Here is a 12,821-nt window from a genome sequence, read left to right on the forward strand (position 1 = left end):
TCTTTGTCGGAAGCAGACGCCGGCCCCCCCGATGACGAAGGGAGGGGTGGGGGTGCAGACGGGTGCTCTTTCGTTCTCCATAAACCCCCCTTCTCCCGCCGCCGTTGCCCTGCCGGACGGAGTGAACGACCGTCCGGGGTCTGTCTAGCCCAGGCCGCGCGAGTCCTGCTTGAGCGCGGTGTCGACGGTCAGCGCCGCCGCCACCACGAGGCTCAGCAGCGGCTCGGGCAGCTGGTAGTGGATCTGCAGGACGTAGTTGTCCGCGGTCGTGAACAGCGTCTTGGCGAGGCCTTCCCAGGTCTTGGTGATCCGGGCGACCTCGTTGTCCGTGTGGTCGACGATGGCGAAGTTCCAGGCCCGCCAGTTCTCCGCCTTGATCGCGCCGACCTGCCGGCCGTCCACGTTCATCGCGAAGTTGATCTTGCCGATCATGTTCTTCTGGACGATCTCGCCCACCGCGGACCCGTCAGGGCGGGTCACGACCACCCGTGACTTGAAGATCTTCGCGGGCCGCGTCAGCACCAGCTGCGGCTGCCCGGCCGCGTCCCGGATCTCCAGCCGGTGGGTCATGAACTGGTCGATGCTGGAGATGAAGCGCAGAATCTTCTTCAGCGCGTTCTGCCCGACCTCCACCACGGAACCGAGTTCGCGGCCCCCCTGATCCATGACCTTGTACTCGTTGGTCAGCTCGATCAGCTTGGCCTTCTGGTTCACCACCAGCACCGGCTCGGTGAACAGGGTGCCGCCACCGGGGCCGCCGGCCGCGACCCCGGCCTGCTGCTGCACCTGGCGCTGCACCTTGGCGTCGCCGGTCTGCTGCTGCGGGAAGGCGGCCTGCGGCGCGGGCTGTCCGGCGCCCTGCTGCGCCGGGTTGGTCTGGTCGGTCCACTGCGCGCCGTCCCAGTACCGGAGGGTCTGGGGCGCGCCGTGCGGATCGGCGTACCAGCCTGCAGGGGTGTTTGTTGGTGTGGTCACCGGGGCACACTACCCTGTTCTGACCCGTACCTGACCAGTCCGTACGGCGCGCTGTTCACCGCTGTCTCACTCCGTGATCAGGGCCGGGTCGCTGACGCCGGGCAGCCCGTTCTCCACGTGCCCGGCGAACCGGCGCAGGTAGGCCGGGTCGGCGTCCCAGGTGACCGTGAGGTCGTACCAGCGGTGGCTCGCGGCGAGGCCGACAGTGCGCCGCACGGTGGCCCCGGGCCGCACGGTGACGGTGACCGGGCCGCCGCCGTACCCGTCGGCGACCTTCAGCCGCGCGGTGCCGGAGCCCCGGTTGGTGAAGGTGAGCCGGACGTCGTCGCCGACGTGACGGGCGGTCACCTCGGGCCCCACCGCCCCGCCCCGGCCCCGGAAGACGCGCAGGAAGCCGTTGGGCCCGTGCACGGCCAGGTCGTGCGAGCCGCCGGAGTAGGCGGAGTTCCAGGTGTCGGCGACGCTCTTGCCCGCCTCGGTGGTGTAGGTCCAGGGGCCGTCGCCGCGGTTGCCGGAGGTGACGAGGAAGGCGGCGCCCGACCGGGGGCCGGAGGCGAAGGTGAGCGTGAACGTCCCGGCCGCCGCGTCCGCCGAGCCGTCCACCACCGGGGCGTAACCGAGCGGGCGGGTGGGACGGGAGCCGCGCTCCTGCCGGGGCAGCGCGGGGTGGGAGGGCGGGACGGGCACGTAGTCGGGGTGGCGGACGCGGTCCGGCGGCCGGTAGCCGTCGGTGGCCGGCAGGGCGACCGGGCGGGTGTCCTTGCGGGAGAAGTCGAAGGCCGCGGTCAGGTCGCCGCAGACGGCTCGCCGCCAGGGCGAGATGTTCGGCTCGTGCACGCCGAACCGGCGCTCCAGGAACCGGATGATGGAGGTGTGGTCGAACGTCTCGGAGCAGACAAACCCGCCCTTGCTCCACGGCGAGACGACCAGCATCGGCACCCGCTGGCCGAGCCCGTAGGGGCCCGCGCCGTGGCCGGCGTCCCCGGGGAACAGGTCGGGGCCGACGTCCACCGTCGACCTGCCCCGCGCGGCGGAGGACGGCGGGAACGGCGGGATCAGGTGGTCGAAGAAGCCGTCGTTCTCGTCGTAGGTGAGGAACAGCGCCGTCCGCGCCCACACCTCCGGGTCTGCGGTGAGGGCGTCGAGGACCTGGGAGATGTACCAGGCGCCGTAGTTCGCGGGCCAGTTGGGATGCTCGGTGAAGGCCTCGGGGGCGACGATCCAGGAGACCTGCGGCAGCGTGCCGCCCTTCACGTCCGCCCGCAGCCGGTCGAAGAAGCCCTCGCCCTTGCGGGCGTCGGTGCCGGTGCGGGCCTTGTCGTAGAGCGGGTCGCCGGGCATCGCGTTGCGGTACTGGTCGAAGTAGAGCAGGGAGTTGTCGCCGTAGTTGCCGCGGTAGGCGTCCGGGATCCAGCCCCAGGAGCCGTTCGCGTCGAGGCCGTCGCCGACGTCCTGGTAGATCTTCCAGGAGACGCCGGCCCGCTCCAGGCGCTCGGGGTAGGTCGTCCAGGAGTAGCCCGCCTCGTCGTTGCCGAGGACCGGACCGCCGCCCTTGCCGTCGTTGCCGGTGTACCCCGTCCACATGTAGTAGCGGTTGGGGTCGGTGGAGCCGATGAAGGAGCAGTGGTAGGCGTCGCAGACGGTGAAGGAGTCGGCGAGCGCGTAGTGGAACGGGATGTCGTCACGGGTCAGATACGCCATCGTGGTCGCGGACTTGGCGGGCACCCACGTGTCGTACCTGCCGTCGGCGAAGGCGGCGTGTCCGTCGTTCCAGCCGTGCGGGAGGTCCTGGATGAACGCCAGGCCCAGGTCGTCGGCGTCCGGGTGGAAGGGCAGGACGTCCTTGGTGCCGTCGGACTGGTGCCAGACGGACCTGCCGTTCTGCGTCACCGGACGGGGGTCACCGAAGCCCCGGACCCCTCTGAGAGAACCGAAGTAGTGGTCGAAGGAACGGTTCTCCTGCATCAGGACGACGACGTGCTCCACGTCCTCGATGGAGGCGGTCCGGTGGTTCGCGGGCAGCGCGGCGGCGCGCTGGATGCCGGACGACAGGGCGCTGAACGCCGTGGTGGCACCCGCGACCTGGAGGAATCGGCGCCGGTTGACTTCGGGCATGGGTGGGGGACCTCTCGTCCTGACGGGCCGAACGGCCGGGAGCGTGACGGGACATGCGCGCTGCGAGTGTTCCAAGAGCAGCAAACGTCAGGGAAGGGTGCGGTGGCGGCGGCGTGAAACCCGGCGGTACGGGACGTGCCCCGTAGCGCCGGACGGTGGTGCGACCCGTGCGGGGTCACTGGCTGCGGTGGTCCCTCCAGCGCCCGGCGCCGGAGGTGGAGCAGTGGCCGCGCTCGGTGGCCTTCGCCCTCGGCGCGTCCCTCGCGCGGCCTCGCCGGCACCGCCCGGGGATCGGTGTCCGAGGTACGGCTGCTCGGGCCGGTGAAGGTGTGGGTGTCGGGCCTTGCCTCTGACCCATGGGTTAAGGTCTAGCGTCCGGTCATGACCGCGACTCATCGTCTCGTACGCCTGGTCCGCCGCCCTGACGGGTTGCCGGCCCCGGACGACTTCGCCCTGGTACAGGCACCCGTCCCGCTGCCCGAGGCAGGCCACGTACTCGTGCGCAACACCCATTTCCTCGTGTTCCCGGGCTTGCGCACCCTCATCGGGGGCGAAACCCGCGATGTTCCGCTGCCCCCGCTGAACCCCGGCGACCTCCTGTTCGGCCCCGCGATCGGCGAGGTGGTCGACGGAGCGCTGGAGAAGGGGCAACTGGTGCTGCACCTCCAGGGCTGGCGGGAGTACGCGACGCCCGCCGCTGCCGAGTGCCGGCTGCTGGACGGCGTCCTTCCCGACCCGGTGGCCCATCTCGCCCAGGGCTCCGCGGCGTACGGCGCGCTGACCCGGTCGGCCGAGGTCCGGGAGGGTGACACCGTGTTCGTGACCGGCGCCGCGGGTGCCGTGGGCACCATGGCGGGCCAGGTCGCCCGGCTGCTGGGCGCTGCCCGGGTGGTCGGGAGCACCGGCTCACCGGACAAGGCTCAGCGCCTGGTGCGGGACCTCGGCTACGACGCTGTCGTGCTGCGCGGAGCGGCCCCGGTCGGCCGCCAACTCGCCGAGGTGGCACCGGAGGGTGTCGACGTCGTCCTGGACACCGTCGGTGGCGAACAGCTGACGGCCGCCGTGCACGCGGCGAACCGGGGCGCCCGGTTCGCCCTGGTGGGCGCGTTGGACGGTCAGCTGTCTCCGGACCGGGCGGGCGGGAGCGCGCCGACCGTGCTCGACACCTACCGTCTGCTGACCCGGGGCATCACGGTCGCCGGCTACAGCGGTGCGGACCACCCGGACGTCGAAGCGGAGTGGGAGACCCGCTTCGGGGACTGGCTGCGGGCGGGCGACATCCGTTTCCCGTACACCCCGGTCCGCGGAATGGACAGCGCCCCGGGGGCGTTGCCCGCACTGATCGCCGGGCGCTCCTTCGGGGCGTCCATCGTGGAGTTGTAGGACAGGGCGGAGCGGGCATGCGGATCGGCGAGGCAGCGGCGGCGGCCGGGACCACACCACGTGCTCTTCGCCTGTACGAGGCCCGCGGCCTCCTGCAACCCCCACCGCGCACCTCGTCCGGTCAACGGGAGTACGACTCCGCCGCGGTGGCCCGCGTCCGCGTCATTCGCGGCCTCCTGTCCCTGGGCCTCACCCTGGAGGACCTCCGCTGCCGCGCCCATCGCCTGGACCTCCTCGTCCAGGATGAGCCGTCGGCCTCCTGTACCGGCCGTCCCGGCGAGTTCAGCGACGTGGTGGCCGATCGCCTGGCGGCCTTGGACGCCGAGATCGTACGTCTCACGCACCTGAGGCAGGGTCTCGCGGCAGCCGCAGGAGAGGTGCGGCACGCCCCCGGACCCGTTGCTCCAGCTCGGGAATCGGATGAGCGTCTCGGCGTCCGCCGGGGCGCCGGGGCCTGAGGCTTCCCGAGCCGCCTCCCCCGGGCCCCGGGACGGCACCCAGCCGTTCCCGGCTCGCCGGGCCGCCCGGGGCGGAGGAGTATGGACGTGAGCGACGAAGGAGGCCCGCCATGGGATCCGGAGCCAACGACTACGACGCCTGGTACGCGAGGACCCCCTCGCAGGCCGAGGGCGAGCGGGACGAGCCGAGCGAGCGCACGGCGGAACAGCACCCGGACGTGCCCCGCAGCCAGCCGTCGCAGGCAGAGGGCGAGCGCGGCGACGAGGCGTAGGACCCGGGTGCGTGCACCCCGCCCGCTGGCGCGGAGACGCGGCGCGCGCGGGAGGATGCGGCGTCCGCGGGCGGTCGCCGGCGCATATTTTTCGGTGCCGGACGTGCCATACGGGACGAATGTGAGCGATTTGGCCGCACATCGGGTCATGCCGGACCATGGGGTCCGCCCGGCGATCCCGGGCACCGGTTCGATGAAAGGCGCACGACCCCATGCACGTCCCCGGAACCGTCCCGCAGCCGGCTCCGGCCCCGCAGGAGATCCTCGCGGCTCCCTCCCCCGCCGCGGCGCGCACCGGCACCCGCCCGGACACCGCGGTGACCGGCGATGACGGCGGCAGCGGCCGGCACGCCCGACGGTTCGGGCTCCCCGTCGCCACCGCGCTCGTCATGGGCAACATCATCGGCGGCGGGATCTTCCTGCTCCCGGCCTCCGTGGCCCCGTACGGCACGGTCAGCCTGGCCGCCTTCGCGCTGCTGACCGTCGGCGCCGTCGCCCTGGCCCTGGTCTTCGGCCGGCTCGCCGAGCGCGACCCGCGTACGGGCGGCCCGTACGTCTACGCCCGCGCGGCCTTCGGGGACTTCGCGGGCTTCCTCGCCGCCTGGGCGTACTGGATCACCACCTGGGTGTCGAACGCGGCGCTCGCCGTGGCCGCCGTCGGCTACCTCGACGTGCTGATCCCGGTCACCGGCCACCGCTGGACCGCCTGCCTGGCCGCGCTCACCCTCCAGTGGCTGCCCGCGCTCGCCAACTTCGCGGGCACCCGGTACGTCGGCGCCGTCCAGCTGGTGTCCACCGTGCTGAAGTTCGCGCCACTGCTGCTCGTCGCGGTCGGCGGGCTGTTCTTCTTCGACCCGGACAACCTCGGCCCCTTCCACGCGGGCGGCGGCAGCACGGTCGGCGCGGTGTCCGCCTCCGCCGCCATCCTGCTCTTCTCCTACCTCGGCGTGGAGTCGGCCGCCGTCAGCGCGGGCGAGGTCAAGAACCCCCGCCGTACGGTCGGACGGGCCACCGTCATCGGCACAGCGGGGGCGGCGGTGGTCTACCTGCTGGGCACGCTGTCCGTCTTCGGCACGGTCGCGCACGACCGCCTGGTGACGTCCACGGCCCCCTTCTCGGACGCCGTGAACGCCATGTTCGGCGGCACGTGGGGCGGCTGGGCCGTCGCGCTCGCCGCGCTGGTGTCGATGACCGGATGCCTCAACGGCTGGACGCTGCTGAGCGCCCAGACCCCGTACGCGGCGGCCCGGGACGGCCTGTTCCCCGCCGCCTTCGCGCGCCGCCGGCGGGGCGTGCCGACGGTCGGTGTCGCGGTCACCGTGGTCCTCGCCTCGCTGCTCACCGTCTACAACTACACGGCCGGCTCGGCCAGGGTCTTCGACACCCTGGTCCTCGTCACCACGTTCACCGCGACCGTGCCGTACCTGCTGGCCGCCGCCGCGCAGCTGTTCCACCTCGTGTCCGGACGGCGCGAGCGGGTCGACCGGGCGCGGCTGGTCCGTGACACCGCCGTCGCCGCGGTCGCCGCCGCCTTCTCGCTGTGGCTCGTCGCGGGTGCCGGGTACGCGGCGGTGTACCAGGGCGTGCTGTTCCTGTTCGCCGGGGTCGTCGTGTACGCGGTCCTGGCGGCCCGGCGCCCCGGCCCCGTCCCGCGTGCGGCGGCCGGGGCGCCGGTGCCGGACGGGGTCACGAGGTCAGGTACGCCTCCACTTCGCTGAACTGCGCCGCCGGCCAGCCGGTGTTGCCGGTCACCGTCAGCCGCAGGTGCCGCAGGTTGGTGCCGCCGGGCAGGGAGACGGTCGCGGTGTTGCCGGTGGCCGGGTCGAAGCGGTAGCCCTGGGCGCCCACCACGGTGGAGTAGGACGAGCCGTCGGTGCTGCCCAGCACGGTGACCGTCTCGGTGCGGGCGCCCCACGCGGAGGACGGCGGCAGCTTCAGCACCACGCGCCGCACCGCGTACGACGAGCCGAGGTCCACCGTCAGGGACTGCGGGAAGGCGTTGTTGGCGGACTCCCAGTAGCTGTTCGCGTCGCCGTCGACCGCCTTGCCGGGCGTGTAGACGTCCTGCGAGCCGGTGGCGGTGGCCGGGCGGCCCTTGGCGAGGTTGCGGTTCGGGTCCGGGTCGGGGTTGCCCTGGCCCGGCTGCGGCCAGCGGGAGCAGTCCGACCAGGTGCTGCTCCAGCCGGAGTTGCCGCCGCCGTCGGTGACGGCGAAGGAGCCGGAGTTCGCCGGGTAGGGGCAGTTGTAGACACCGGCCACGCCGACGCCGCTCGCCGTGACGTCGCGGAAGGTGGCGGCGCCCTGCGCCTCGGCCTGGACGACGACCGTACCGGTGTTCTTCACGGTCGCGCCGGTCACGTTGACGTTCCTCACCGGGTAACCCTGCCCGCCGCCGGAGACGAACTCGAAGGCGCTGTACGGGCTGTCGGTGATCGTCGTGTTGGTGATGTTGACGGTGGCGTTGATGGCGCTGTCGTAGGAGTCGACGCGCAGGGCCCCCATCGGGTGGTTCCAGTTGGGGTTGACGGCGCCGGTGCGCACGAGGGTGTTGCCGTCGACCGTGATGGTGCCGGACAGCGGGGAGAAGGGGTCGAGGAACTTCTGGTTGGAGATGGCGATGCCGCTGCCGAGGGCGTTGGTGTCGGAGACCAGGTTGTTCCTGACCGCGATGTCGGTGCCGCCGTAGATGGCGATGCCGTTGGCGAGGTTGGGCTGCGAGATCGTGTTGTTCTCGAAGCTGCTGTTGGTGTCGGGCGCGTTCAGCGACCACATGGCGAGCGAGTCGTCGCCCTGGTTGCGCAGGAAGTTGTTGCGGACCCGGACGCCCCTCGCGGAGCCGTTGAGGTTGAGGCCGTCGGCGGTGGTGTCGAGGATGCGGCTGTTCTCCACCACCAGGTTGTCGTTGTTGCCGGTCAGCCAGAGCCCGACCTTGACGTGCTGGATCCACATGCCGGAGACGGCGGAGTTCGGGCCGAGGGAGCCGTTGACGAAGTTGTCGGGGCTGGAGTCGACGCGTTCGGTGACCTCGCCGATGACCGCGAAGTCCTGGATGCGGACGCCTCCGGCGGAGCCGGACTGGTCGATGAAGCGGGAGGCGTGCACCACCGAGTACCAGCTTCCGGCGCCGCGCAGGGTCACGTTCTGCACGCCGCTCAGGGAGGAGGTCAGCCGGTAGTCGCCCGGCGGGATCCAGACGACTCCGCCCTGCGCGGCGGCGATGGCGTCGCGGAACGCCTGGGTGGAGTCGCCCTGGCCGCTGGGGTCGGCGCCCTTGGAGGTGACCGACACCGAGCCGGTGGGCTGCGTCGCGGCGGCCGCCACCTGTTCGAAATCGGCGACGTCCACGGTGACCTGGGTGCCGGTCGACTCGAAGGCCACCTTGTCGCCCGCCTGGACGTTCTGCCCCAGCAGCAGGCGGGCGTTGTCGAAGAAGTGGTGCGTCTTCGCGCCCGCGATCCACCCGGTGTCGACGTAGGAGTACTTGGAGGTGACCGGGAGGGTCCTGGCGAGCCTGGTCCCGTTGACGTAGACGTTCAGCGAGCCGGACTGGCCGTCCGGGACGCTGTAGGCGACGTTCACGGCGTTGGACGCGCGGGGCACGGTGAACTCCACGCGCTGTCCCGAGGTGAGGCGGACGGCCTGCCGCCCCGACGCCTCCGAGGCGAGGGTGCCCTGCGTGTAGTCGGGGCCGATCCTGCTGCCGGTGGTGGTCGCCGACTCCGCCTCGACGGAGGTGAACGGGAGCGTGGCGCCCACGGCCGCCTGCGCGCTCGGGGCCACGGCGACGAGCATGCCGGCGGCCAGGGCGACGACCGCCCCGATGGATGGCATGTGCCTGACATACCTGGGGGTGCTGGTGTGCATGTACGTATCCCTCCGCGGTGCGGGGTGTGGGGGTGCGGGGCGCGGTGCGTGCGCCGCACACTCAAGCACTGCCGACATCGGAACGCTAGATGTCGCGCGGAATCCGTAATTATTTGACAGCTCGTCGGTCTTCCGTGACTGCTTCGCCCTGTCACGGCCCACCCGAGTCCGCTCTGACTGTTCTGTACGCATGGGCAACGCAAGTAAGCGCAAGCCGATGCAAGCGGCTTGCGCGGGACGTAGGGATACGGGTGGCGCGCGGCCCGGCGGGAGGGATGCCCGGCCGGGCCGCGCGGGAGGTCCGGCCCGGCGCCGTCGGCGACCTGAACGCCGACGGTGCCGGGTCAGTCCTGCGGGGTGGGCACGACGCTCAGGTGCGTGCCGCCGCCGCGGCCGCGCCGCGGGCGGCGCGCGGGCGCCGCGGGCCGGCGGGCATCGCGCAGGACCATGGTCAGGCGGGTGTGACCGAGATCCTGGAGGGTCTTGGGGGTGTCGCCGACGATGCGGCACTCGGTGGTGCCGGCGCGGCGCGGGTCGGGGTGGCGCAGCAGCCGGACGGCGCCGTCGAGTTCCGTGGCGGCCTCGCCGACCGCGCGGATCCAGTGCGGCAGACCCTGCCGGTAGGCGGCCTCCATGAGGGCGTCCTGGGCTATCTCCCGGCGGATGGCCTGGAGTTCGTGGTCGTGGCCGTACCGCTCCAGGGCGGACTTGAAGTGGGCCAGCATCGGCAGGCACCAGCCCGCCTCGTGGTCGCCGAGGACCGAGGCGGCGTCCGGATGGAACAGGACGAAGCGCAGGAAGTTGTCGCCCGGCATGGCCGTCGGGTGCGGCCCGATCCCCCGGAAAAGTGTCTCGAACGCGCTGTTGGCCAGCACGACGTCCCACCGGTGGTCGACGACCAGGGACGGGAAGGGCACAGCCTCCAGCAGCGTGGCGTAGTCCTGGAGGTACGCCTGGGCCGCACGGCCCTCGGGGACGGGTCGCGGCGCCGGCCGCTGCCCTCCTGCCTGATGTGCCATCGGGAGGTCACCCCTCTTGCCTCTGCGGCCTTCTCGCGGCCTTGTGATCCTGGTGCCCCGACGACAGCGATGTCAACTATCGTGGCATTTCATGCTCGTTGACGGCTGAAATTGGCCACAGTTGTGGCGAGACCTGGATGTGAGTTCGAGGCACCCGCTACTCTCCGGGAAGTTCACGGCAACCGCTTGTGACGAGTGCCCGCATTGCCTGAGAGACGTAGGAGTTCTGTCGGTGACGGATGGCTACGAGGATCCGGGCGCCGCGGCGACCGCCCAGCTGCCGGCCGTCGTCGCCCGCGTCACCGCACTCGCCGACCGGCTCGGCGTCCCGCACCCCGAGGTCTTCAGCGTCGGCCGGCTCTCCGTCGCCTGCGGCGTCCCCGAGCCGGTGATCCGGGCCCTGCTCAGCGGCCGCCCGGCCGGTGAACCGGACGTCCAGGCCCGCTTCCTGCAACGCCTCGACCTGCTGCGCCGCACCCGGCTGAAACCGAACGGCCGCCGCCACACCCAGCAGGAGATCGCCGACGGGGCCGGGATGTCCCGGCAGCAGGCGGGCGCCCTCATCAACGGCGACCGGCGCCCGACCATGGAGCACTGCGACGCGCTCCAGCGCTTCTTCCGGGTGCACGCGGGCTTCCTCACGGCGGAGGACCCGGAGGCGCTGGCGGGCGCCCTGCAACGCACCGAGCAGGAACTGCTGCAGAAGCTGGCCGACCGGGAACGGGCGGCGGCCGGGGCCGCCGAGGACCCGCTGGAGCGGCTGCTGGAGGACCACGGCGTGCGCGGCATCGCGTGGCGCGCCGCCCAGCTGCCCACCGACCAGCACCGGGACAAGGTCGCCGAGTGGCTCGACATGCTCCTGGAGAGCGTCAAGCGGCCCGGAGAATGAACGTGGGGAGGACCGTGGGCATCGGCAGGGACATGCGCCGGCTGTGCGCCGGGCTGGTCGGCGAGCTGTCGCTGCCCGCCCCGGCCTCGCCGCCGGACCTGTACACCGCGCTCTGTTCGGCGATGAGCCGCCGGCGCGGCCGGCCCGTCCACTTCCGTACGGCCGCCTTCCCGCCCGGCACCGCCAGCGGACTGTGGCTGGACATGACCGACCGCGACTTCGTGGTCGTCGAGGAGCGCACCGCGCCCGACCACCAACTCGTCATCCTGGGCCACGAACTGTGGCACATGCAGGCCGACCACTGCGGCCACCACATGGACGACGTCGGAACCGGCGTCGCCACCCGCCTGCTCAGCGACGCCGTTCAGGACCCGGCCGCGCTGGAGGCCGCCGTGCGCGGGGTCGCCGCCCGCACCCGCTTCGACCAGGCCGAGGAACGCGACGCCGAGACCTTCGGCCTGCTGCTGGCCAGCAAGTGCCGCACCTGGCTGGCCGGTTCCGCGCTGCGCGCCCCGGTGCAGCGGGACGACGTGGCGGGGCGCATCGAGGCCTCCCTGGGCTACCCGGGCCCCAAGGGCTGACCCCGCGGCCGGGCGGGCGCCTCAGGTGGCGCTGCGTTCGCCCGCCTCACGCCGGGAGCCGTCCCGGGGGTGGGCGCGGGTGCCGCCCGGACGGCCGGCCAGCAGCAGGGAGCGCCACGCGTCGCGGCTGAAGCTCGCCGGAGCCGTGCCGGCGGTGAACTCCTCGACCAGGGCCAGGAAGTGGGCCGGGTCGCTGTGGAAGGGGAAGTGGCCGGCGCCCTCGAAGATCTCCAGGCGGCTGCCCGGCATGGCCCGGTGGGCGCCGTGGGCGTGCCGGACGGGGACCACGCTGTCGCGGTCGCCCCAGACCAAAAGGGTCGGCATGCCCTGCGTGAGGTAGCACCGGTCGAGCATGGTCACCACCTGGCCGCGCCAGTCGACGACCGCGCGCAGGGTGCGGATGAAGGCGTCGCGGGCGGTGCCGTCGGGCAACGCGTCGACCAGGGTGAGCAGTTCGGGGGCGTCCCGGCCGAGTCCGGTGTCCAGCAGCTTCATCAGCCGTACCCCGAGCCCGACCGGCAGGCGCATGCCCGGCAGCCGCAGCGCGGAGAGCAGCAGTTCGGCGCCGGGCAGCGAGACCAGCCGCAGCACCGGGTTGACCTCGCGGCCCACACCGCCCGCGCTGACCAGCACGAGCCGTTCGGTGCGCTCGGGGAACTGGTAGGCGAACTGCATCGCCACGCCCGCGCCCAGCGAGTGCCCGACCAGGGTCGCCGACTCGATGCCCACTGCCGTGAGCAGGTCCCGGATGCCGTTGGCGTACCCGGCGACCGAGTAGTCGGCGCGCGGCTTGTCGGAGGCGCCGTGGCCGAGCAGGTCGGGGGCGATGACGGTGTGGGTGCGGGCGAGACCGGGGATCAGCTCGGCCCAGGTCCGCGACGAGTCGCCGATGCCGTGGACGAGCACCAGCGCGGGACCCTGGCCCGCCATGCGGAAGGCACGCCGGTAGCCGTGCACGACGCGGTACTGCGGCGGGAGCCGGGTGCCGCCCACCGCGCGCAGCCGTGCGGGGCGCGCCGGACGCCCTCGCGGTGCCTCGACCACCTCTGCCGCCTCCCCCCGGTACGCGTGTCCGTGCGGGCGGTGGCCCGGCGCGCCCTGCCCGGCGCGTTCGGCGACCGCTTCCCCCCAGCCTAGGCAGGCGGGTTCCCGAGGGGGTTTCGGTGGTGTTTCGCCTCGTAAGGAACGCGAATCGACGCGGCTGCGGTTCCCCCGTTCACGGGGCTGCCGGGGGCGCGCGGCGGGGGCGTTGTCAGTGGCGGGCG

The 12,821-nt window shown here is 72.7% G+C and carries 11 protein-coding genes; 6 read left to right on the plus strand and 5 right to left on the minus strand.

Annotated elements, in window-relative coordinates; translation table 11 throughout:
- Positions 1–144 precede the first annotated feature (144 nt).
- Positions 145–975, minus strand: a complete 831-nt coding sequence (locus ACZ6CZ_RS22595) for an LURP-one-related family protein (RefSeq protein ID WP_469023942.1) — start codon at positions 973–975, stop codon at positions 145–147.
- 66 nt (positions 976–1,041) lie between these two features.
- On the minus strand, positions 1,042–3,090 hold the full coding sequence (locus ACZ6CZ_RS22600) for a phosphocholine-specific phospholipase C (RefSeq protein ID WP_469023944.1): 2,049 nt from the start codon (positions 3,088–3,090) through the stop codon (positions 1,042–1,044).
- A 381-nt stretch (positions 3,091–3,471) separates the two neighbouring features.
- On the opposite strand from ACZ6CZ_RS22600, the gene ACZ6CZ_RS22605 reads away from it, so the two are divergent.
- The 4 genes from ACZ6CZ_RS22605 (at position 3,472) to ACZ6CZ_RS22620 (ending at position 6,921) form a co-directional block, all read left to right on the plus strand.
- Entirely contained in the window at positions 3,472–4,473 is a 1,002-nt protein-coding gene (locus tag ACZ6CZ_RS22605) for an MDR family NADP-dependent oxidoreductase (RefSeq protein WP_469023947.1), read from the plus strand.
- A 17-nt stretch (positions 4,474–4,490) separates the two neighbouring features.
- A complete protein-coding gene (locus ACZ6CZ_RS22610; protein WP_469023949.1) occupies positions 4,491–4,931 on the plus strand; it encodes a MerR family transcriptional regulator in 441 nt (146 codons plus the stop codon).
- A gap of 110 nt (positions 4,932–5,041) precedes the next feature.
- Positions 5,042–5,203: a hypothetical protein gene (locus ACZ6CZ_RS22615; protein WP_469023952.1), complete on the plus strand. Its 162-nt coding sequence runs from the start codon at positions 5,042–5,044 to the stop codon at positions 5,201–5,203.
- Positions 5,204–5,415: 212 nt separating this feature from the next.
- Positions 5,416–6,921: an amino acid permease gene (locus tag ACZ6CZ_RS22620; protein ID WP_469023954.1), complete on the plus strand. Its 1,506-nt coding sequence runs from the start codon at positions 5,416–5,418 to the stop codon at positions 6,919–6,921.
- Here ACZ6CZ_RS22620 and ACZ6CZ_RS22625 read toward each other — a convergent pair.
- Positions 6,890–9,067, minus strand: coding sequence for a discoidin domain-containing protein (locus ACZ6CZ_RS22625; protein ID WP_469023956.1), 2,178 nt, complete (start codon positions 9,065–9,067; stop codon positions 6,890–6,892). The two genes, ACZ6CZ_RS22620 and ACZ6CZ_RS22625, sit on opposite strands and share 32 nt — an antisense overlap.
- 344 nt (positions 9,068–9,411) lie before the next feature.
- Positions 9,412–10,086 carry an MmyB family transcriptional regulator gene (locus ACZ6CZ_RS22630; protein ID WP_469023959.1) on the minus strand — a complete coding sequence of 225 codons (675 nt, stop codon included), beginning with the start codon at positions 10,084–10,086 and terminating at the stop codon, positions 9,412–9,414.
- Between the two features lie 232 nt (positions 10,087–10,318).
- On the opposite strand from ACZ6CZ_RS22630, the gene ACZ6CZ_RS22635 reads away from it, so the two are divergent.
- A complete protein-coding gene (locus ACZ6CZ_RS22635) occupies positions 10,319–10,975 on the plus strand; it encodes a helix-turn-helix domain-containing protein (protein WP_469023961.1) in 657 nt (218 codons plus the stop codon).
- A gap of 32 nt (positions 10,976–11,007) precedes the next feature.
- Positions 11,008–11,556 (plus strand): toxin-antitoxin system, toxin component, encoded by a 549-nt coding sequence (locus ACZ6CZ_RS22640; protein ID WP_469024032.1) that lies wholly within the window; start codon positions 11,008–11,010, stop codon positions 11,554–11,556.
- 21 nt (positions 11,557–11,577) lie between these two features.
- Here the strand turns inward: ACZ6CZ_RS22640 and ACZ6CZ_RS22645 are convergent, their stop codons facing one another.
- Positions 11,578–12,600 (minus strand): alpha/beta fold hydrolase, encoded by a 1,023-nt coding sequence (locus ACZ6CZ_RS22645; protein WP_469023963.1) that lies wholly within the window; start codon positions 12,598–12,600, stop codon positions 11,578–11,580.
- Positions 12,601–12,821: the final 221 nt, after the last annotated feature.

Source organism: Streptomyces sp. NPDC041135, from assembly GCF_055592085.1.